General features: G+C 67.8%; 21 protein-coding genes. 11 read left to right on the top strand and 10 right to left on the bottom strand.

The window, feature by feature from the left end:
- The first annotated feature begins 126 nt into the window (after positions 1–126).
- From CFB52_RS23650 to CFB52_RS23665, 4 genes are read left to right on the top strand one after another with little or no spacing between them, the layout of a single operon-like run.
- On the top strand, positions 127–1,707 hold the full coding sequence (locus CFB52_RS23650; RefSeq protein WP_099317587.1) for an NAD(P)/FAD-dependent oxidoreductase: 1,581 nt from the start codon (positions 127–129) through the stop codon (positions 1,705–1,707).
- Between the two features lie 21 nt (positions 1,708–1,728).
- Complete coding sequence (locus tag CFB52_RS23655) at positions 1,729–2,652, top strand: SDR family oxidoreductase (RefSeq protein ID WP_099317588.1); 924 nt, start codon at positions 1,729–1,731, stop codon at positions 2,650–2,652.
- Positions 2,649–3,554: a metal-dependent hydrolase gene (locus CFB52_RS23660; protein ID WP_059584914.1), complete on the top strand. Its 906-nt coding sequence runs from the start codon at positions 2,649–2,651 to the stop codon at positions 3,552–3,554. The genes CFB52_RS23655 and CFB52_RS23660 overlap by 4 nt, the downstream gene beginning before the upstream one ends.
- A gap of 4 nt (positions 3,555–3,558) precedes the next feature.
- Positions 3,559–4,497, top strand: a complete 939-nt coding sequence (locus CFB52_RS23665) for an alpha/beta fold hydrolase (protein ID WP_099317921.1) — start codon at positions 3,559–3,561, stop codon at positions 4,495–4,497.
- Here CFB52_RS23665 and CFB52_RS23670 read toward each other — a convergent pair.
- The 3 genes from CFB52_RS23670 to CFB52_RS23680 form a co-directional block, all read right to left on the bottom strand.
- Positions 4,458–5,012: a putative glycolipid-binding domain-containing protein gene (locus CFB52_RS23670; protein ID WP_099317589.1), complete on the bottom strand. Its 555-nt coding sequence runs from the start codon at positions 5,010–5,012 to the stop codon at positions 4,458–4,460. The two genes, CFB52_RS23665 and CFB52_RS23670, sit on opposite strands and share 40 nt — an antisense overlap.
- Positions 5,013–5,264: 252 nt before the next feature.
- Entirely contained in the window at positions 5,265–5,675 is a 411-nt protein-coding gene (locus CFB52_RS23675; RefSeq protein ID WP_060009289.1) for a type II toxin-antitoxin system VapC family toxin, read from the bottom strand.
- Positions 5,666–5,920, bottom strand: coding sequence for a type II toxin-antitoxin system Phd/YefM family antitoxin (locus CFB52_RS23680; protein ID WP_059584911.1), 255 nt, complete (start codon positions 5,918–5,920; stop codon positions 5,666–5,668). Before CFB52_RS23680 ends, CFB52_RS23675 begins: the two co-directional genes overlap by 10 nt.
- A gap of 458 nt (positions 5,921–6,378) precedes the next feature.
- Between CFB52_RS23680 and CFB52_RS23685 the strand changes: the two genes are divergently transcribed.
- The 4 genes from CFB52_RS23685 to CFB52_RS23700 all read left to right on the top strand — a co-directional run bounded on the left by CFB52_RS23685 (position 6,379) and on the right by CFB52_RS23700 (position 13,304).
- The gene (locus CFB52_RS23685) at positions 6,379–7,269 is read left to right on the top strand and encodes an urea transporter (RefSeq protein ID WP_099317590.1); all 891 of its coding nucleotides are present in this window, start codon (positions 6,379–6,381) and stop codon (positions 7,267–7,269) included.
- Positions 7,247–8,020 carry a class II aldolase/adducin family protein gene (locus CFB52_RS23690; RefSeq protein WP_099317591.1) on the top strand — a complete coding sequence of 258 codons (774 nt, stop codon included), beginning with the start codon at positions 7,247–7,249 and terminating at the stop codon, positions 8,018–8,020. The genes CFB52_RS23685 and CFB52_RS23690 overlap by 23 nt, the downstream gene beginning before the upstream one ends.
- Positions 8,021–8,085: 65 nt before the next feature.
- Positions 8,086–8,274 carry a 4-oxalocrotonate tautomerase gene (locus CFB52_RS35430; protein WP_011547447.1) on the top strand — a complete coding sequence of 63 codons (189 nt, stop codon included), beginning with the start codon at positions 8,086–8,088 and terminating at the stop codon, positions 8,272–8,274.
- 188 nt (positions 8,275–8,462) lie between these two features.
- A complete protein-coding gene (locus CFB52_RS23700; protein WP_099317592.1) occupies positions 8,463–13,304 on the top strand; it encodes an NAD-glutamate dehydrogenase in 4,842 nt (1,613 codons plus the stop codon).
- Positions 13,305–13,326: 22 nt separating this feature from the next.
- On the opposite strand, the gene CFB52_RS23705 is transcribed toward CFB52_RS23700, so the two are convergent.
- The 6 genes from CFB52_RS23705 to CFB52_RS23730 form a co-directional block, all read right to left on the bottom strand.
- Positions 13,327–14,190, bottom strand: a complete 864-nt coding sequence (locus CFB52_RS23705) for a class I SAM-dependent methyltransferase (RefSeq protein WP_099317593.1) — start codon at positions 14,188–14,190, stop codon at positions 13,327–13,329.
- A gap of 7 nt (positions 14,191–14,197) precedes the next feature.
- Positions 14,198–14,548 carry a glyoxalase/bleomycin resistance/extradiol dioxygenase family protein gene (locus CFB52_RS23710; protein ID WP_059584906.1) on the bottom strand — a complete coding sequence of 117 codons (351 nt, stop codon included), beginning with the start codon at positions 14,546–14,548 and terminating at the stop codon, positions 14,198–14,200.
- Between the two features lies 1 nt (position 14,549).
- Positions 14,550–14,726: a ribbon-helix-helix protein, CopG family gene (locus CFB52_RS23715; RefSeq protein WP_059639659.1), complete on the bottom strand. Its 177-nt coding sequence runs from the start codon at positions 14,724–14,726 to the stop codon at positions 14,550–14,552.
- Between the two features lie 100 nt (positions 14,727–14,826).
- Positions 14,827–15,657, bottom strand: a complete 831-nt coding sequence (locus CFB52_RS23720) for an arylamine N-acetyltransferase (protein WP_059584904.1) — start codon at positions 15,655–15,657, stop codon at positions 14,827–14,829.
- Between the two features lie 126 nt (positions 15,658–15,783).
- Positions 15,784–16,473, bottom strand: coding sequence for a hypothetical protein (locus tag CFB52_RS23725; protein WP_099317594.1), 690 nt, complete (start codon positions 16,471–16,473; stop codon positions 15,784–15,786).
- A 326-nt stretch (positions 16,474–16,799) separates the two neighbouring features.
- Positions 16,800–18,284, bottom strand: coding sequence for an amidase (locus tag CFB52_RS23730; RefSeq protein ID WP_099317595.1), 1,485 nt, complete (start codon positions 18,282–18,284; stop codon positions 16,800–16,802).
- A 367-nt stretch (positions 18,285–18,651) separates the two neighbouring features.
- Between CFB52_RS23730 and CFB52_RS23735 the strand changes: the two genes are divergently transcribed.
- From CFB52_RS23735 to CFB52_RS23745, 3 genes are all read left to right on the top strand, one after another.
- Positions 18,652–19,086, top strand: a complete 435-nt coding sequence (locus CFB52_RS23735; protein WP_059584901.1) for a universal stress protein — start codon at positions 18,652–18,654, stop codon at positions 19,084–19,086.
- 476 nt (positions 19,087–19,562) lie between these two features.
- Positions 19,563–19,811 (top strand): hypothetical protein, encoded by a 249-nt coding sequence (locus CFB52_RS23740; RefSeq protein ID WP_059584900.1) that lies wholly within the window; start codon positions 19,563–19,565, stop codon positions 19,809–19,811.
- A gap of 151 nt (positions 19,812–19,962) precedes the next feature.
- Positions 19,963–20,436 (top strand): nuclear transport factor 2 family protein, encoded by a 474-nt coding sequence (locus CFB52_RS23745; RefSeq protein ID WP_099317596.1) that lies wholly within the window; start codon positions 19,963–19,965, stop codon positions 20,434–20,436.
- A gap of 24 nt (positions 20,437–20,460) precedes the next feature.
- On the opposite strand, the gene CFB52_RS23750 is transcribed toward CFB52_RS23745, so the two are convergent.
- Positions 20,461–21,246 carry a BPL-N domain-containing protein gene (locus tag CFB52_RS23750; protein WP_257220626.1) on the bottom strand — a complete coding sequence of 262 codons (786 nt, stop codon included), beginning with the start codon at positions 21,244–21,246 and terminating at the stop codon, positions 20,461–20,463.
- Between the last annotated feature and the right edge of the window lie 296 nt (positions 21,247–21,542).

The raw sequence follows: 21,542 nt of genomic DNA on the forward strand, positions 1-21,542 counted from the left end.
CCTTTTCCCGTCTGGCTTCCGGCCCTTAGAGCGCCGCCTCTAGCCTCTTGCGGTTTCCGGGTTCACCCACTATCGTTACATCAACCAATGTAACATTAAAAAATGAGCCAGATCGGAGACACCCGGATGAATGCTCGCACGTTGCCTTTCGGTCCACCCGGCCACGACGGCCTGGACGAAACCATCGACATCGCCATCATCGGCACCGGCTTTGCCGGCCTCGGGATGGCGATCCGCCTGAAGCAAACGGGCGTGACCGACTTCGTCGTCCTCGAGAAGGCCGCGTCGGTCGGCGGCACATGGCGCGACAATCATTACCCCGGGTGCGCATGCGACGTGCAATCGCACGTGTATTCGTTCTCGTTCGCGCCGAACCCGCGCTGGACGCGCATGTTCGCGCCGCAGCCGGAGATCCGCGCGTATCTGGAAGACTGCGTGCAGCGCTTCGGCATCGGCCCGTACCTGCGGCTGAATCACGAGTTGCAGCGCGCCGAGTACGACGACGCCGCGCAACGCTGGCGCCTCACGTTCGCGAACGGCAAGCGGCTGTCCGCGCGCGTGCTGGTGTCGGGAATGGGCGGGCTGTCGCGCGCCGCGCTGCCGGCGATCCCCGGTGTCGAAACCTTCCAGGGCCGCGCGTTCCATTCGCAGCAGTGGGATCACGACTATCCGCTCGAAGGCAAGCGCGTCGCGGTGATCGGCACCGGCGCGAGCGCGATCCAGTTCGTGCCGCGGATCGCACCGCGCGTGAAGTCGCTCGCGCTGTTCCAGCGCACGCCGCCGTGGATCATGCCGAAGCCCGACCGCAACCTCACCGGCTTCGAGAAATGGCTGTTCCGCACGCTGCCGTTCACGCAGAAGGTCGTGCGCAGCGGCATCTACTGGATGCTCGAATCGCGCGTGCTCGGCTTCGCGATCCATCCGTCGCTGATGAAGAACGTGCAGAAGCTCGCGCTGCGCCACATCCGCAAGCAGATTCCCGATCCGGAACTGCGCAAGGTGGTGACGCCGAACTACACGCTCGGCTGCAAGCGCGTGCTGATCTCGAACGACTACTACCCGGCGCTGTCGCGCAAGAACGTCGACGTGATCACGACCGGCATCGACCACATCGAAGCCGACGCGGTCGTGACGACCGACGGAAAGCGCCATGAAGTCGATTGCCTGATCTACGGCACCGGCTTCCAGGTGGCCGACCCGTATCCGCGCGGCGCGATCGTCGGCCGCGGCGGCCTCGACATCGTCGACGCCTGGCGCGACGGCGCGCACGCGTATCTCGGCACGACGCTGCCCGGCTACCCGAACTTCTTCATGATCGTCGGCCCGAACACGGGCCTCGGCCACAACTCGATGGTGTTCATGATCGAGTCGCAGATCGAATACATCCTCGGTGCGTTGCAGGCGATGCGCCGCGAGCACGCGGACGCGATCGAGGTGCGCCCGCTCGTCGAGGCCCAGTTCAACAACGATCTGCAGGGCAAGCTGAAAATGGCGATCTGGTCGACGGGCGGCTGCAAGAGCTGGTACCTCGATCCGCGCACCGGCAAGAACACGACGCTGTGGCCGGGCTTCACGTGGCGCTTCCGCCAGGCGACCGCACGCTTCTCGATCGCCGATTACCACGCCTATCGCGCACCGCACGACACGACCGCGCGGCCCGCCGCCGCGCCGGCCGCTTCCGCTTCCACGTCCGCCGAAGCGGCCTGAGCCAGACAAGGAGCCACCGACATGAGAGATTTCGCCAACAAGGTCGCCGCGATCACGGGCGCCGGCTCGGGCATGGGCCGCGCGCTCGCGATCCAGCTCGCGCAGGCCGGCTGCCATGTGTCGCTCGCCGACAAGAACGGCGTCGGCCTCGCGGAAACCGAACGGGTCGTCCGCGCGATCGCGCCGAACGTGCGCGTGTCGACGCGCGTGCTCGACGTCGGCGATCGCGACGCGATGTTCGCGTGGGCCGACGACACCGCGAAGGAGCACGGCAAGGTCAACCTGATCTTCAACAATGCGGGCGTCGCGCTGTCGAGCACGATCGAAGGCATGGAATACAGCGATCTCGAGTGGATCGTGAACATCAACTTCTGGGGCGTCGTGCATGGCACGAAGGCGTTCCTGCCGCACCTGAAGGCGTCGGGCGACGGCCACGTGATCAACACGTCGAGCATCTTCGGGATCTTCGCGCAGCCGGGCATGAGCGGCTACAACGCGACCAAGTTCGCGGTGCGCGGCTTCACCGAATCGCTGCGCCAGGAACTCGACATGATGAAGTGCGGCGTGTCGGCCACGTGCGTGCATCCGGGCGGCATCCGCACGAACATCGCGCAGTCGAGCCGCGTCGCGAAAAACATGGTCGGCTTCATCGTCGAGAGCGAACAGCAAGGCAAGGACAGCTTCGAGAAGTTCTTCATCACGAGCGCCGACGACGCCGCGCGCACGATCCTCGCCGGCGTGCGCAAGAACAAGCGCCGCGTGCTGATCGGCCGCGACGCGAAGGGCGCGGACTGGATGGCGCGCATCCTGCCCGCCGCATACCAGGCGCTCGTCGTGCTCGCGACGCGCCGCGAGGCCGCGAAGGCCCGCCGCGCCGCACGCGGCACGCCGGCGCCGGTGCACGCCACCTACAACAATGCAGGCAATCAGGGAGAACAATCATGACGACACCGAACATGATGCCCGTGCGGCGCGACATCCGTTTCGCGCTGCCGCCAGAACGCGCGAAGGACTGGCATGTGCAGGGCGTACCCGTCACGCACTTCATGAATGCGCTGTCGCTGCTGTTCCCGGCCGGCGAACGCTTCTTCATGGACTCGGTGCGCAATTACCGCGACCGGATCGAGGATCCCGAGCTGAAGAAGCAGGTGCTCGGCTTCATCGGCCAGGAAGCGATGCACACGCGCGAGCACATCGAGTACAACGACCTGCTGCAGGCGTCCGGCCTGCCCGCGCACAAGCTCGACAAGCGGCTGTGGACGATCCTCGGCTTCTTCAAGAAGACGCTGCCGCATTCGATGCAGCTCGCGATCACGATCGCGCTCGAGCACTACACGGCGATCCTCGCGAACCAGTTGCTGTCGGGCCACGAGCACCGGATCGACGGGTCGGTCGAAGGCTATCAGCAGATGTGGATGTGGCACGCGATGGAGGAAACCGAGCACAAGGCGGTGTCGTACGACGTGTGGAACGTCGTGATGAAGCCGGGCCTCGGCAGCTACCTGCTGCGCACCGGCACGATGCTGCTTACGACCGTGATGTTCTGGACGATCGTGTTCGACTTCCACGTGCGGCTGATGCTGTCGCACCGTCGCAAGCATGGCAAGTTCGGCGGCATGTGGCGCCTCGTGAAGTATCTGTACAGCCCGAGGAATGGCGTGTTCCCGAGCATCGCGCGAGAATGGCTCGACTATTTCCGGCCGGGCTTCCATCCGTGGGACCACGACAACCATCAGTATCTGCAGGGGCTCGACACGCTGCTCGCCAACATCGACGCGACCAACGCGCGTTATGCGGCGCAGGCTGCGCCACGCCGCGTGCCGCTGCATCCGGTTGCGCAGGCATGACGCGATGGCGCACCCTCACGAGATGCTGACCGTCCCGTCCGGCGACGTGAAACTCGCCGTCTACGTCAGCGGGCCGCGTCGCGCGCCGCCGCTGATCCTCGTGCATGGCTACCCCGACTCGGCAGCCGTGTGGGCGCCGATCCGCGCGCGGCTCGCGAAGCGCTACCGCGTGATCGCGTACGACGTGCGCGGTGCCGGCGCATCCGATGCGCCGCGCCGCCGCGCCGACTACACGCTCGAGCGGCTCGCCGGCGACCTGAAGGCGGTGGCCGACGCGACCTGCGGCGGCCGGCCGTTCCACCTCGTCGGCCACGACTGGGGCGCGATCCAGTGCTGGGAGGCCGTGACCGACCCTGCGTTGCGCGGCCGCATCGCGTCGTACACGTCGATCTCGGGCCCGTGCCTCGATCACGTGTTCCGCGCGAAGATGCGGCTCAAGCAGAGCCTGAAATCGTGGTACATCGCGTTCTTCCATCTGCCGCTCGTACCGTCGCTGGTGTGGCGGCTCGGCGGCGCCGCGCTGTGGCCGCGCTGGCTGCAGATCACCGAGCGCGTGCGCGCCGAGCGCGATCCCGCGCAACTGAAGAACGCGCTGAACGGGATGCAGATGTACCGCGCGAATTTCATCGCGCGGGCCCGCAAGCCGCGTGAACGGTATGCGCAGGCGCCGGTGCAGATCCTGGTGCCCGTGCGCGACCGCTACGTGACGCCCGAGATGTCGGCCGACCTCGACCGCTGGCTCGGCGAGCACGTGCGCGAGGAAATCGACGGCGCGCACTGGATCGTGCTGCGCCATCCGGACCTGATCGCGTCGCGGATCGACCGGTTCGCGTCCGCGCATGAAGGGGCCGCGGTCGCGGCAGTACCGGCGGCGACGCCGGCCATGCGGACGGGAGCGGCCATTCAGCGCAGCGGCGGCAAACGCTTGAACAGCGTTTCGTAGTCGATCACGAGCCCGTCGTCGTCGATGTCCATCTCCGCCGTGAAATTCCGGAAGATGCCTTCGTATCGGTAGCGGTGGCCCGGTTCGATGCACGCATAAGCCTGCTTGACCGGCGTGACCTTCAGATCCGGCGTCGAGATGTACGCGACGTCGATCGGCCGTCGCTCGCCGCGCGCGAGGCCGAGGCGGCCGATCGGCAGCGAATTCGTGAACGGCGTCGCCGCGATGTCGATGTCGATGCAGCCGTCGAGCTCGTGCAGTTCGCGGCCTGAACCGTCGCGCCAGTGCCCGGCCCCGTCGCCGCGCAGTTCGAGCGTGCCGCCGCCCATCACCTTGAGCACCGCGCAGGTCACGCGCCATTGCGCATCGCACTCGACGCGATACGCCAGCCCGTATGCACGGCCGTACCGCTGGCCGACCACCGCGCTTTCGACGACGATGCCGGAATCATTCCGGTCAAACGTCAGATGTTCGATTCCGTCGCCCTCGAGCGACGCCCACCGCAGTTCGCGCATTCTGCTGCCTCCTTGTTACCGCACATCGAGGCATCGTCACACAAATCGCGGCTATCGAGAACGCCGCCGTCGACGAGTCCAGCGCGCGTCATTCGTGTTCGGCGGCTATTGCCAGCCCCTCGAACGCCGATCGGATAGCTTCCACGACTCGCGCCGCTCCGCGCTCATCCTCGAACGGCGAACGCGGTCCACCCGGTGGCTGGCGCACCGTCCAAGGTTCAGTCCAGATTCACGCTCGCCACTCGTTCACGTTCAAGCATGTGGCACGCGCACGGTTAGCCCTGGCAAATCAGCGAAATCCGCGACGTTCAGCGTCATCAGCGCATAGCCGTGCTCAATCGCCTGCGCTGCAATCCACAGATCGTTGTAGCGCGGCCGCGGCGAGCGGCCCGCCTGCTTGACAGCAGCAGCCAGCACCCCGAAAGCGGCCGCAGTGTGGCGCGTGACTTCAAGCACAGGTCGGCGCTCAAGTTGGCGCAAATGGGCGGCGCGCCGCGCGCGTTTGGCAGCGTCCGCGCAAGCCTGCACGCCGAATGCCAGTTCGCCCAACGAAATCGTCGAGATGAACACAGGCGCATCGCCCGCCGTGTCGATCACGGCACGCGATTCGATCGTGCCGCCGGCCAGCCCCACCCACACGCAACTGTCGATGATCATGCCCACGGATCACGAACTCCGTCTTCGAAGCCGCTGCGACTATCTCGCAGCCAACGGGCTGCGTCCTCGGCGTCGAAACTTGCAGGCAGGCCTTCGAGCGCTTGTGCGGCGTCCATAACGGGCTCGGCCGGGACCAGCCGCGCGATCACGGTCTGGTTGCGTTCGACCACGATCGTCTCACGGCGTTGGGCGACCTGATCGAGGATCTGGCGAGTATGGCGGGCCAGTTCAGTTGCGGTAATGGTGACCATGGCGTCTCCGGGACGAGTAATACGTATTGTACGTATTATACGCATTCAATGCCCGGTGCGAGAACGAATGGCTGAACGTGGCGGGCTTCGTGGGCGAGTCGAGACCCAGAGTCCCCTTGCCGCACGGTTCTACAACAGCGCATTCGCGAGAGCAGACCTCGCTATCGAGCTTCGGTCCGCGTCCGGCGAGCGTGGTCGAACCGCAACCATATCGCCTTGAGATCACAGCCTGGTCGGGCTCTCGGAGCGATACGCGATTTCGTCCAACGTTGGGTCGTCGTGGTCAACATGACCAGGGCGCCGAGCCGCTCGGCAAAGTCGACTACACCCGCGCCGAATACACACCGACCATGCCCCACATCAGCGCATCCGCCACAAATCCTGACTATCCAGAATTCCCTATTCCGGTGCATTGAAACGTGCCCTATGCTCGCGGCTTGTCCTGCTCCGCCGCCATCATGCCTACCGCCCTCCCCGCCTCGCCGTCGATCGACCTGCGCATCCTGCTGCGCGGCGTCGGGCAGATCGTGCTCCAGGCGCATGCGCTCACCGGCGCGCTGCTCCTGGCCGCGCTGGCGCTGACCGACCTGCGGCTCGCATGCGCGGCGCTGGTCGGCTCGGCCGCCGCGAGCATGACGGCCGTGCTGACGGGCGCCGAGCGCCGCGACGTCGAACAGGGGCTGCACGGCTTCAACGGTGCGCTGGCCGCGCTGATCGCCGTCCTGTTCGCGCCCGGTCAACTCGCCGCCATCGCGCTGGTGCCGCTGGTCGCGATCGGCGCGGCGCTCGTGCAACGCGCGATGCGGGCGCCGCTCGCCCGCTGGCGCCAGTGCCCGTATTCGAGCCCGTGCCTGGCCGTCACCGCGCTGTGGCTGCCGTTTGTCGCGTCGCAGCATGCGGACGGCGCGAGCGCCGATCCCGTGCCGACGCTCGCTTCCGCAACCGACGCGCTGCTGTCGGGCGTCGCTCAGACCACCTTCGCGCAAGGCGCCTGGGCCGGCGCGCTGGTCGTCGCCGGTCTCGCCGTCGCATCGCGCCGCGCGGCCGCGTTCGCACTCGGCGGTGCGATCGCGTCGACCGTGCTGCTCGTCGCGCTCGGCGCGAGCGACGCATCGTTCGCCGATGGCCTGCTCGGCTTCAATGGCGCGCTCGCCGCGCTCGCGCTGATGTCGCGCGGGCCGCGTGCGGCGCTCGCGGCCGCCGCCCTCGCCGCGCTGATCCAGTGGCTCGCGATGCGCGCAGGCATTACCGCGTTCACGGCCCCGTTCGCGCTCGCGTCATGGGTGACCGTAGCCGTCGCGCGCCGCCTCACCCTCGGAGAACCCGATGTCATTCGCACACCGTCCTGATGCCGTGAAGCCCGGCGGCCCGATCTCGGACGCCGAACGCAAGCTGCGCGTCGACCTCGCCGCCGCGTACCGGCTCGTCGCGCTGAACGGCTGGGACGATCTGATCTACACGCATCTGTCCGCGACCGTGCCGGGCGAGCCGGGCCACTTCCTGATCAACCCGTTCGGCCTGACCTTCGACGAGGTCCGCGCATCGAACCTCGTGAAGATCGATCTGGCCGGCAACCGGATCGGCGACGGCGAGCACGCGGTCAACGTGACCGGCTTCGCGCTGCATGCGGCCGTGCACGCCGCGCGCGCGGACGCCGTCTGCGTGATGCACCTGCACAATACGGCCGGCATCGCCGTGTCGATCCAGCGCGAAGGGCTGTTGCCGGCGTCGCAGCACGCGCTGCGCTTTCATGGCGATCTCGCGTACCACGACTACGAGGCGCTCGCGTTCTCGCCGGACGAAGGCGCGCGGCTGACCGCGAGCCTCGGCGCGAAATCCGCGATGCTGCTGCGCAATCACGGCACGCTGACGGTCGGCCGGACCGTCGCCGAAGCGTACGTGCTGATGGATACGCTGATCAAGGCGTGCGACATCCAGTTGCGCGCGCAAGCAGGCGGCGGGCGGCTCGTGCTGCCGGAACCGGCCATCGCCGAGCGCACCGCCGAACAACCGCGCGACGGCGGCGCGATCGAGGGTGAACTGGAATGGCCGGCGCTGCTGCGCCGGCTCGACCGGATCGATCCGTCGTATCGCGACTGACGCCGCATCCGCACCGTGCCGAATCGCTCGTCTTCAATCGTTCAATCCCAACCGGAGCATGTGTCATGCCGACTTTCAATATCCAGCTGTTCGAAGGCCGCACCGTCGAGCAAAAGCGCGCATTCGTCGAAGCAATCACGCGCGTCACGTGCGAGACGCTCGGCTGCGCGCCGGGCTCGGTCGATATCATTCTCACCGACGTGAAAAAGGAGAACTGGGCGACGGCCGGGAAGCTGTGGAGCGATGAGGGTTGAGCGACACGGGCGGCGTCGCTTCGGCGTCGTCTGCCCGGTGCCGCACCCTAACCCTACCCCGCGACAGGCGGCGCACGCGGGCGCCTTCGCCCGCCGTCGTTGTGCGCCCGCACATCGCTTCGTCACGCAATCGGCGCATAATGCGGGGCAGACGCAGCAGCCGATGGCCACCCGACGAGGAGACCGCCATGGAAGCGAAGAACGAGGAAGTCGTCGCACACCTGCTCTCCGATGTCGTCGAATTCGCGCGCGCTCGCCTGCCCGACGCCACGTTCCGGATCGTCGAACCCTTCCTGCGTCATTACTACGATTTCGTCGATGCGGACGATCTGCAGAGTCGCGGCATCGCCGACCTGTACGGCGCCGCGATGGCGCACTGGCAGACCGCCCAGAAATTCGTGCCCGGCAGCGAACGCCTGCGCGTGTACAACCCGATCCTCGAGCAGCACGGCTGGCATTCCGACCACACGGTGATCGAGATCGTCAACGACGACATGCCGTTCCTCGTCGACTCGGTGACGATGGCCATCAACCGTCTCGGGCTCGCGCTGCATTCGGCGCTGCATCCGGTGTTCCGCATCTGGCGCGGCGCCGGCGGCGGTATCGAGCGGGTCGACGCGGGCGGCGCGACGTCCGGCGACGGCCAGTCGCAACTCGCGTCGTTCATCCATTTCGAAGTCGACCGCTGCGGCGACGCCGCGTTGCTCGACACGCTGCGCGAGGACATCGCGCGCGTGCTCGGCGACGTGCGCGCGTCGGTGGAAGACTGGCCGAAGATCGTCGACATCGCCCGCGCGACGATCAAGGAGATGAAGGCGCGCGAATCGACCGCGGAGGACATCGAGGCACGCGCGTTCCTCGAATGGATGGCCGCCGATCACTTCACGTTCCTCGGCCAGCGCGACTACGCGCTTATATCGGACGGCACGGGTTTCGGCCTGCGCGGCATCGAGGGCTCGGGCTTCGGCATCCTGCGCGAATCGTTGCGCACGTCCGGCGCGCCCGACGTGACGCCGCTGCCGCCGGCCGCCGCCGAGATCATCACCGGCCCCTGGCCGATCTTCCTGACCAAGGCGAATTCGCGCGCGACCGTGCACCGGCCCGGCTACCTCGACTACGTCGGCGTGAAGCTCGTCGGTGCGGACGGCAAGGTCACCGGCGAGCGCCGCTTCATCGGCCTCTACACGTCGACCGCCTATTTCGGTTCGTTCACCGAGATCCCGATCGTGCGCCGCAAGTGCGCGAACATCGTGCGACGTGCGGGCTTCCTGCCGAAGGGGCATCTCGGCAAATCGCTCGTGACGGTGCTCGAAACCTATCCGCGCGACGAACTGTTCCAGGCCGACGAAGACCGGCTCTACGACATCGCGCTCGGCATCCTGCGCCTGCAGGAACACCAGCGCACGCGACTGTTCGTGCGCCGCGACCGCTTCGACCGCTTCGTGTCGTGTCTCGTGTTCGTGCCGCGCGACAAGTACAACACCGATCTGCGCCGCCGCATCGCGAAGCTGCTGGTCGATGCGTACAACGGCGTGAACGTCGAGTTCACGCCGCTGCTGTCGGAATCGGCGCTCGCGCGCATTCATTTCGTCGTGCATGCGGAACCGGGCACGATGCCCGACGTCGACACGCGCGAGCTCGAAACGCGGCTCGTGCAGGTCACGCGCCGGTGGCAGGACGATCTCGCCGACGCGCTGCTCGACACATTCGGCGAAGAGCAAGGCAACCGCCTGCTGCAGCGCTATGCCGATTCGTTCCCCGCCGGCTATCGCGACGACTACCCGGCGCGCACGGCCGTGCGCGACATCGAGCTGATCGAGCGCGTGAAGGACTCGGGCCAGCTCGCGATGAACCTGTACCGCCCGATCGAGGCCGAGCCGCGCGCGTTCCGCTTCAAGGTGTATCGCGCGGGCGACCCGATCGCGCTGTCGCGCAGCCTGCCGATGCTCGAACATCTCGGCGTGCGCGTCGACGAGGAGCGGCCGTACCGGATCCAGACGCAGGACGCCGCGCATGCATGGGTACACGATTTCGGCCTCGAGCTCGCCGACGATACCGAGTTCGACATCGAGCGCGTGAAAGGCCTGTTCGAGGACGCGTTCGACCGGATCTGGAGCGGCCGGATCGAAAACGACGACTTCAACCGTCTCGTGCTGCGCGCGCACCTGAGCGCACGCGAAGTGACGATCCTGCGCGCGTATGCGAAATACCTGCGGCAGGTCGGCTCGACCTTCAGCGACGCGTATATCGAACGCGCGCTGACCGGCAATCCGGCGATCGCGCGGCAACTCGTCGAGCTGTTCCTGCTGCGCTTCGACCCGCGCATCGGCGACACGCGCGACGTGCAGGCCGAACGGCTGCTGAAGGCGATCGAAGGCGCGCTCGACCAGGTGCCGAACCTCGACGAGGACCGCATCCTGCGCCAGTTCCTCGGCGTGATCAACGCCACCGAGCGCACGAACTATTTCCTCGCCGACGCGAACGGCGAATCGAAGCCGTACCTGTCGTTCAAGTTCAACCCGGCGAAGGTGCCCGGCCTGCCCGAACCGAAGCCGATGTTCGAGATCTGGGTGTATTCGCCGCGCGTCGAGGGCGTGCACCTGCGCGGCGGACGCGTCGCGCGCGGCGGCCTGCGCTGGTCGGACCGCCGCGAGGATTTCCGCACCGAGGTGCTCGGGCTGATGAAGGCGCAGATGGTAAAGAACGTCGTGATCGTGCCGGTCGGCTCGAAAGGCGGCTTCGTCGTGAAGAACCCGCCGCCGCAGACCGATCGCGAAGCCTGGATGCGCGAAGGCATCGCGTGCTACCAGACGTTCCTGCGCGGGCTGCTCGACCTCACCGACAACCTCGCCGGCAACGCGATCGTGCCGCCGCCCGACGTCGTGCGCCACGACCCCGACGATCCGTACCTGGTCGTCGCCGCCGACAAGGGCACGGCCACCTTCTCCGACTACGCGAACGCGATCTCGCACGAATACGGCTTCTGGCTCGACGATGCGTTCGCGTCCGGCGGCTCGGTCGGCTACGACCACAAGAAGATGGCGATCACCGCGCGCGGCGCGTGGGAATCGGTGAAGCGGCACTTCCGGGAGATGGGCATCGACACGCAGACGACCGACTTCACCGTGGTCGGCGTCGGCGACATGTCGGGCGACGTGTTCGGCAACGGGATGCTGCTGTCGCCGCATATCCGGCTCGTCGCCGCGTTCGATCACCGGCACATCTTCCTCGACCCGAACCCCGACCCGGCGACGAGCTTCGCGGAGCGCCAGCGCATGTTCGCGCTCGAACGCTCGAGCTGGGCCGACTACGACGCGGCCGCGATTTCGCCGGGCGGCGGCGTGTATCCGCGCACCGCGAAGACGATCCCGCTGTCGCCGGCGGTACAGGCCGCGCTCGGCATCGACGCGCACGCGCTGCCGCCGACCGAGCTGATCCGCGCGATCCTGCAGGCGCCGGTCGACCTGCTGTACAACGGCGGCATCGGCACCTACGTGAAGGCCGCGCGCGAAACCCACGCGCAGGTCGGCGACCGCGCGAACGACACGGTGCGCGTGAACGGCGCGGACCTGCGCTGCAAGGTCGTCGGCGAAGGCGGCAATCTCGGCTGCACGCAGTTCGGCCGCATCGAGTTCGCGCAGCGCGGCGGCCGCATCAACACCGATGCGATCGACAACTCGGCCGGCGTCGATTGTTCGGATCACGAAGTCAACATCAAGATCCTGCTCGGGCTCGTCGTGTCCGACGGCGAGATGACCGAGAAGCAGCGCAACGCGCTGCTCGCCGAGATGACCGACGAAGTCGGGCTGCTCGTGCTGCGCGACAACTACTACCAGACGCAGGCGCTGTCGATCGCGGGCCGCTATGCGGTCGAGCTGCTCGACGCCGAGGCGCGCCTGATGCGCTGGCTCGAACGCGCGGGCCGCCTGAACCGCGTGATCGAATTCCTGCCGACCGACGACGAAGTCGCCGAGCGGCAGGCCGCGAAGCTCGGCCTCACGTCGCCGGAGCGCGCGGTGCTGCTCGCGTACAGCAAGATGTGGCTCTACGACGCGCTGCTCGAATCCGACGTGCCCGAGGATCCGCTGGTAGCGGCGATGCTCGTCGACTACTTCCCGAAGCCGCTGCAGCAGCGCTTCAGCGAGCCGATGCGCCGCCATCCGCTGCGCCGCGAGATTCTCGCGACGCACCTGACCAACGCGCTCGTGAACCGCGTCGGCTGCGCATTCGTGCACCGGCTGATGGAGGAAACCGACGCGAAGCCCGGCGACATCGTGCGCGCATGCATCATGGCGCGCGACGTGTTCGACCTCGATGCGGTGTGGCGCGACATCGACGCGCTCGACAACCGCGTCGCCGACGACGTGCAGGCGCGCATGTTCGTCGACGTCGCGCGGCTGCTGGAGCGCGCGGCGCTGTGGTTCCTGCGTCACCTGCAAGCGGGCGCGGTGGCCGACGGCGGCGTCGCCGAGCTGATCGCGCGCTGCCGCGACGCCGCACAGCGGCTCGCGCCGCAACTGCCGTCGCTGCTGCCGGCGGACGATCTCGATGCGCTGTCCGAGCGGCAGCGCGTGCTCGTGGATGCCGGCGTCGACAGCGCGCTCGCGGTACGCGTCGCGAGCGGCGACATCTCGGCCGCGCTGCTCGACATCGCCGAAGTGGCCGCGACCTGCAACCGCAGCCTCGAACTCGTCGCGGGCGTCTATTTCTCGCTCGGCACGCTGCTCAATTACGGGTGGATCGGCGAACGCGCGGCGACCCTGCCGACACCGACGCACTGGGACATGCTCGCGCGCGCCGCCGCACTCGCGGAAGTCGCGCGGCTCAAGCGCACGCTCGCGACGAGCGCGCTCGCGGAATCGCCGGACTCGACCACGCCGGACACGATCGTCGGTGCGTGGCGCGCGCGCCGCGAGGCCGCGCTCGCGCGTTACGAGCACCTGCTCGCGGATCTGCGTGCGTCAGGCGGCGCGAGCCTCGCGGTGCTGCTCGTGGTCGTGCGGGAAATGGCCGTGCTCGAACGCGCGTGACGGGAACGACGGGCGCGACGGGTCAGACCGTCGCGACGAGCAATTCTTCCGCGCGGTTCGGCGGCCGCAGGCCATCCGTGCGGTCGGCGAAATAACGCCGCGTCAGCTCGGCGGCCGACACGTGTTCCGCCTTCGCGAAGCCGGCCTCCAGGGCGAGCGCCTGGATCTGGTCCGGCATGAAGAAGCTGATGAACGGCGTGCCGCTCGCGTGCGCGCCCTTCGCGGCCATTTCCATCCCCGGGCGCACGTCCGGATCTGCATTGTCCAGCGGCAACAGGAACGTCATCGCGAACGTCGAACCGGGCGCGAGCGATGCGACTTCGCGCAGCGCGGCCGCATTCGCTTCGCGCGTCAGGTACATGCTGACGCCGGTGGACACCACGACCGCTGGCTGGCCGGCATCGAAGCCCGCGCCGACGAGCGCGTCGCGCCACGACTGCTTCGCCTCGAAATCGACCGGTACGAAGCGCAGCCAGTCGGGCACGCCGAAGCCGAGTTCGACGAGGCGGCGCTGCTTCCAGCGCTGCGGCGCCGGCTGGTCGACTTCGAATACCGTCACGCACGACGCCATGTCCGGCCGGCGCTGCACGAAACTGTCGAGCCCCGCGCCGAGGATCACGTACTGGCTCACGCCGCGCGCGACCTGCTCGGCCACGAGGTCCTCGATGAAGCGCGCTCGCGCGACGATCGACGCACGAAACGGCCGCGTGAACTGCGGATCCATGTCGCCGCGCTGCTGCCAGCCGGGTGCCGGCGCGAGCAATTGCAAACCGATCTCGTCGGCGAGCACATGCGGCGGCGCGTCGAGTTCGACGTGCAGCGCGCGCCACAGCGCGACACGCGCGGCCGTGCTGTCGGGTGCGTCGTCTTCGCGGATATCCGTCATGTCGACCTCATGCGCCCTGCTTGCCCGGCGCCTGCAGGCGCCACACGCGACCGTCCGGATCGCGCACGGTCATGTCGCGCGTGCCCCAGTGCGTGTCCTCGAACGGGGTGACGACATCGACGATCGGCTGCGGCTGCACCGCCTGCTCGTCGGCCACCTTGATGACGACCTGCATGTCGGGCTTTTCGCTCGGCGGCACTTCGGCGATGAACAGGAACGGGCCGTCGCCGCTGCGCAACTGGCCCGACTGGTGATCGGTTTCGAATTCCAGCCTGAAGCCCAGCGCCTGAAAGAACTTCGCCGACTTGCCCCAGTTGTGCGTGGTCAGGTACACAGCTTCGATCCGTTCGGACGACATGTCACTCCTCCTTGTTGGACGGCTCCGCGCCGGGCGGCGGCGCGGCCAGATACGCGCGCAACGCGTCGGCCACCAGTGCGGACAGCGATTGCTCCGTCTCGATGGCGCGATGCTTGACCTGCCGGATCAGGCCGAGCGGCAGGTACACGTTGAATTGCTTCACTTCTTCGTCGGTCATGGGTACTAGTATGCTAGCAATCTAGCAAAAGTCAACGGAGGACGATGGCGGGATGATCGCGGCCCATGTGCCGAGCCGCCGTCGGATGCCCTGCGTCGCGTTACCGCGCAGCGCGCGCCGCAAGCCGCGCGAACAGCGCGTCGAGATCGAATCCCGCCGTATCGATGCCGATCGTGTCGCGCAGGCACGCGGCCCAGTCGGCTGCATTGTCGAACGCGATCGTGCGCCCGGCCCCCGCCGCGTCGCGCAGCGTCAGCACGGTATTGAGCAGCGCCGCGCGGCCGTCCGGCAGCACGCGGCACGCGATCAGGTCGTTCACGAAGATCGATTCGGGATACGTCGACGTGAACCAGTTCGCGGCTTCGTAATCGATCCATTCGGCCGGCTTCAGCGAGAAGCGGTAAGTCGTCTGCCAGCCGTCGGGAATTTCGAACTGCATGTCGAATTCGCCGTCGACCGGTGCGTCGATCACGCGGAACGCGCCGTGCGGCGTCAGTTGCCGCTCGCCCGGCACGAAGCGCAGCGGCGCGGTCAGCGTCGCGCTGCCGAAGCCGATGTCCGCGAGCCACACCGCGCCGTCGAGGTCGATGCGCAGCAGCATGTGCGTCTGCGCGGTGACGATCTCGGGCGGCCGCATCCAGCGCACGCGCGCGATCAGCGGCGTCACGCGAAAGCCGATCGTCGTGAGCGCGGTGTAGAACAACTTGTTGAGTTCGAAGCAGTAGCCGCCGCGGCGGCGCTCGATCAACTTGTCGACGATCGCGGGCAGGTCGAGCGCGACGCGCGCGCCGGTCAGCGGATTGAGGTTTTCGAACGGAATCGCCTGCGGATGCAGCAGGTGCAGCCGGCGCAGCACGTCGAGCGTCGGCTCGGCCGGGCCGTCGTAGCCGATGCGGGAGAAATAGCGCGAGAGGTCGAACGAGTCAGTCATGAACCGGCACCGATAAGAGGGACCCGCCACGATAGCATCGCGCGAAATCCCCATGTTGGGCGGGACGATCGTTCGTGGTCGGCGCGCGCGATGCCGGCGACGCATCGCGCACGCATCCGCGCGACGTTACGGCAGCAGCTTCAGTGCGGACGACGCAACCGACGGCACCGAAATGCCCTGGCTCGTCGCGAACTGCACGGCCTGGCTGAGCGTCGCCGCGAGCGATTGCAACTGGCTCGGCGCGCTTTGCGCGATATACGACGCGGCCTGCATGTTCTGCGGATTCAGGCCCGATTGCAGCAGCGACGCGGCGCTCGTCGAGCCGAGATTGCCGAGCCCCGACTGCAGTTGCGAATACTGCGTGAGCCCCTGCCCGAGCGAGGCGAGGCCGTTGCTGAACGCCTGCTTGTCGATCGGGCCGTGCGTGGCGCCGCCGCTCGCGAACGCCTGGCCGAGCGCCTGCGACACCGATTGCTGCGCACCACCCATCTGCGACAGCACGGCCGGCGACAGCGCGTCGCCGCCGGACAACTGGCTCGCGGCCTGCTGCGCCTGTCCGGCCGCCCCCGTCAGCCCCATCGCCGACGCGAGCGACGACTGGCCGTTCAGCACCTGCTGGTTCGCGCCGACATAGGCCTGCAGCAACTGCGCGACACCGCCCTGCGCCGGCGCTGCCGCCTGCTGCTGCCCGCCGCCGAGCAGCGACGCGCCGATCGACTGCAGGTCGAGCTGCGCGTGGGCGGCGCCGCTCACCAGGATGCCGAACGCGATGCCTGCCGAGGCCAGATGCCGGCCCGTCGCGCGAATGTGCTTCATGTGTTTCCCTCGTGCCCGAATGATCGAGGCAATATTGTCGAAGCGCGTCGCGCGCCGCCGCAACGACTGAAACACATCGAAACGAAATCACGCCGCGCCGCCGCTTGCAATTCGGCGACCGACGGGCCCCGTCGCGCGGATTCGCGTACGTTTGCCGCGCGATGCCGTGCACGCGTTGCGATTCTTTCTCCGGTTGCATCAATGAATGCCGGCTCCCGCCTGCGCCGGCGAGCTTCAAGCGAACGATGCAAAACGAAACGGGCAGCTCGCCGCCGCCCGTTTCGTCACCCGCCTACCCGCCTACCGGCCACCCGCCGGCCGCGGTATCACGCCGCCATCCATGCCGGCACGCGCCGCGCCACCCAGTCGGCCGCCTGCTCGTAGCCGTGCGCAAGCTGCAGCACGGCGAGATCGGCACGCGGACGCCCGATCAGCTGCATCCCCATCGGCAATCCCGCGTCGTTGAAGCCGACCGGCACGTTGATCACCGGGCAGCCGGCGAGCGTCCACGGCACGACCGTTTCCATCCAGCGGTGGTACGTGTCCATCGCGCGCCCCGCGATCTCCTGCGGCCAGCGCTGTTCGACGTCGAACGGGAATACCTGCGCGGTCGGCGCCGCGATGAAGTCGTAACGATCGAAGAAGCTCAGCACCGCCTGATGCCACGCGGTGCGTTCGACGCTCGCGTCGAACACGGCCGCGCCCTGCATCGCGAGCAGCCCTTCGACCTCGTAGATCGCCTCGGGCTTCAGCAGCGCGCGGCGCACCGGGTCGCGATAGTGCGCGAGCAACCCGCCGCCCGACAGCAAGTGCCGGTGCGTGAGCCACAGGCGCCAGATCCGGTCGGGCGCGAACGCCGGCAGCGCGGCATCGACGTCGCAGCCGATCTCGCGCAGCGTCGCCAGCCCGCGCTCGCACTGCGCGAGCACGCCGGCCTCCGTCGCGAGATAGCCGTTCCAGTCGCCCACCCACGCGATGCGCTTGCCGCGCAGGTCCGCGTCGAGCGGTTGCGCGAACACGGCCGGATCCTCCGCGAGCGACAGCGGATCGTTGCGGTCGTAGCCGGCCTGGATCGCGAGCAGTTGCGCGACGTCGCCGACGGTGCGGCCCATCGGCCCTTCGATGCCGAGCTGCTGCATGAACACGTCGACGCCCGGCCAGCGCGGCACGCGGCCCTGCGACGGACGGAAGCCGTAGACGTTGCAGAACGCGGCCGGATTGCGCAGCGAGCCGCCGAAATCGCTGCCGTCCGCCACCGGCAGCATCCGCGACGCGAGCGCGGCCGCTGTGCCGCCGCTGCTGCCGCCCGCGCTCTTCGTCAGGTCGTACGGGTTGCGCGTCGCGCCGTAGACCTCGTTGAACGTGTGCGAACCGAGCCCGAACTCCGGCGTATTGGTCTTGCCGATGAAGATCGCGCCGGCCGCGCGCATCCGCGCGACGCCGACGGAATCGGCCTGCGGCACGTTCTCGCAGAAGATCGGCGAGCCGTAGGTCGTCCGCAGCCCCTTCGTCATCGCCAGATCCTTCGGCGCCTGCGGTATCCCGTGCAGCCAGCCGCGGTACTCGCCGCGCGCCAGCGCCGCATCCTTTTCCGCGGCTTCGGCCAGCAGCGCATCAGGCTCGCGCAGCGCGACGATCGCGTTGACCGCGCCGTTCACACGCTCGATGTGATCGAGATACGCACGCATTGTCTCGACGCACGAAACCGCCTTGCTGCGGATCGCCGCCGCGAGCTCACCGGCCGACAGGCGCACGATCGGATCGACGGAAATGGAAGCGGGGGCGAGAAACTGCGGGGCGCCGTGCGGCATGCGGGGTCTCCTGGAATCGGATCGAATGGCGGGCCGCTCGACGGCGCGCGCTCCCATGCCCGCCGGGAGGCGGCCGCGCCGCGGCCGATACTCTACTCTACGTGACGCCGGATGCTCGACCTCCGATATTTTCCGTCGCGATTCATTGAGGATTCGACTAAATCCGGGCGCCTCATGCCGAACGGCTCCGGCCGCCACGCCCGATGAAATCGTTTATGCGCATAAATTTAAATTTCTTATATTTCTAATAGGCGTGTCATGTGCCGGCGCCCGTTAACGACATTTTTACGCGGCCGCGCGATCTCTTTAGACGGCCCGGCCCGGCCGCGCGCTACGCTGGAAGCATCCCGTTTCCTGGATATCGCTCATGCTCAAGCTGCTGGTTCCGGTCGGCCATTCGCCGCGCTCGCTTCAGGCGGTTCGCCACGCGACATTCCTGTATCGCGAGCGCTGCGCATCGGAGGTCGTGCTCATCAACGTGCAGGCGCCGCTCGAATCCACGCGGCTCGAGGCCTATCACCCGCTGTCGCGGTTGCGCGCGATCGAAGAAAAATTCGCGGCCGGCGATCTGGCGATGGCAGAGCGGATTCTGAAGGAGGCCGGCGTCAAATACACCGTCGAGGTGAAGGTCGGCCCGGTGGCCGACACGATCGCGGCCGTGGCGACCGAAACCGGTTGCGACGAGATCGTGGTGGTCGCGCCGCGGCACGATCCGCTGCACGCGCTGATGTCGGTGTTTCGGCGCAGCGTGATGGGCCGGCTGATGCGGATTTCGAATGTGCCGGTGACGGCGGTGCAATGACGGCAACGGGGCGTGACGCGTGCGCCCCGGGCGCACGCTGTCGCGCAGCGTTTATTTGATGGCCTTGCGCCAGAACACGAAATAGGCGGCCGCCGAAGAAGCCAGCAGCAGGATGGCCCACATCGGGGCAAGACTGATCAGGACGGAAGAGACGTTCAACATTTGGATTCCTCACTATTTCGACAGCGATATTCAACATTTGCCTGCTTGCCGGACCCGATGGGTCGCCCCCGCATCGCGTTCCGTCAAATCATGCATTCATGCTATCGCTTTGAACGGCCGCGCGACCGCCGTCGCCCGCCCGCACCCTGACATTCGTCAAACTCGCGCGCATTGCCCGCCTCTCCAGCACCGGCGGAAAAACAGGACGGGATCGCCCTGCCCCGCCACCGCTTTCAGCAGACGTTTACCGGGGGAAGCCCCAAGTGCTTCGTCGGACGTGTCCGCGTTACGCTTGAGCGACGAGGAGACGAACCATGAGACGAGCCGTACATATCGCCGTTTTCGCGCTGCTGGCCTATCTCATCGGCGATCGCGCGATCCTGCACGCGCAGGGCCGCGACGCCAGCCCGCTCGCATGCGAGCAAGGCGCCGCGCAAGTGAAGGCCGATGCGCTCGGCCGCGGCTTCGGCGAAGCCGCCGCCGGCAGCCAGAGCGAGGCCTTCATGTCGGGCTGCCTGGTGACGGGACGCAGCAGCCAGGACGTTGCGATGGCGGCCCGCTGACGCGTATCATCCGGCGGCAAACCAGCCGCGCCCGAGCCGGCCGCGCCCGACGTGGCTCGCGCGGGTGTCGGCTCGCGCTGCCCGCCGCCGCTTTTCCGTTCGACGTTTCGACGAACGTCACTACCCGCCTCCCTGCGCACTCATACCCGACATGACCGATCCGAACACCGCATTGATCCAGCGCTTCTACACGGCCTTTCAGCAGCGCGACATCGACGCGATGCTCGCGTGCTATGCCGACGACATCGTGTTCAGCGATCCCGCGTTCGGCGAACTGCGCGGCGAACTCGCGCGCGACATGTGGCGGATGCTGGTCGCGCGGGCGCAGGAATTCTCGCTGACGTTCGGCGAAGTCGCCGCGGACGGCCAGGCCGGGCGCGCGCAGTGGAGCGCGCATTACCGGTTCGCCGCGACCGGCCGAATGGTGGCCAACCGGATCGATGCGCGCTTCCGGTTTCGCGACGGACGCATCGTCGAGCATCGCGACCATTTCGACCTGTGGCGCTGGGCGCGTCAGGCGCTCGGGATGAAAGGCGCGCTGCTCGGCTGGACGCCTTTCATGCAGCACGCGATCCGCGCGCAGGCGCGGAAGAATCTCGACGCGTATCGCGCCAAACGGCGATAAACCGCGCGCGCCGCGGCAACTCCGCTAAGGCTTCATCGTCGCGTCGATCAGGTCGTAGGCCAGGTCCGGCACCACGCCGTCCGGGTTCGCGAGACCATTCTGGCGATACCAGCTTTCATCGGCCTCCGGATGCGGACCGGCAAGGCCGACGCGCCCTTTGCCGTAGCGGTACGTGGCAGCCGCGATGTCCTTGTTCGGGTAGATCGCCAGCACGGTCCCGCCGGAGCCGATCGGCGCGACCGGGAGCCTCGCGCCGTCCTGAAAGTAGATCCAGCGCTTTTTCCCGCGCCAGACGACCGGCGTCACCGTGTCGGCGATGCCGTGAAGCGTCGAACCCGGCCGGCCGACCTCGGCGTCGATATCGCCGGCAACCAGCCCGAAACCCTGCGCGCCGGCCAGGTAGGCGCCCATGCACAGTCCGAGATATCGGCCGCCGTTCGCTACGTATCGCCGCACGGCCCGCATTTCGTTTCGGCCGATGCTGGCTGCCGCGCCGGGAATGTCCTGCCCGCCGCCGGGCTGCACGTAGAGCGCCGCACCGGCCAGCGCCGCGGGCGTGATCTTGAGCTTTTCCGCCGGTCCCACGTAGATCACCCGGAACCGGTGGGCCGATTCCCGCAGGCGTCTGGCGATGGTTTCGGCGCACCCTTCGCACGCGGCAGGACCGCGATAGACCAGCGCGACCGGCCGGCTCGCCGCATCCCGCGTTTCGTCGCCGGGCGCGGCCGCGTGAACGGCCGGCGACGCGACGAGCGCCATCATCAGGAAAATCGCGTCTCTGGAGCGCATGTTGTGGATCGCCGGAGTCAAGGGAATCGCTGCCGCCCGGGGCGAATCGACAGGCGCGCGACGACCCCCGCCTCCCGTTCCGATACTCGATGCAAGCCGCGTGACAGCAAGCGTAGCGGCCCGAACGCGCCCGGTGTGTACCGTTTCCTGCGCGCTTGTGCAGATATGTGCGACACCGACGGACCTGAACCGACACCCCAGCATCCGCCCGACAAGGCCGGCTGCGCCATACGGCCGCGCCCCGTCTTTCCCCACCCCTAAGTCTTATATAAGACATAAGACATTTGACGTTCCAGACCATTGAGACTAGAATCCCG

The sequence above is a fragment of the Burkholderia sp. AU18528 genome (genome assembly GCF_002223215.2).
Classification (GTDB): Bacteria; Pseudomonadota; Gammaproteobacteria; order Burkholderiales; family Burkholderiaceae; genus Burkholderia; species Burkholderia semiarida.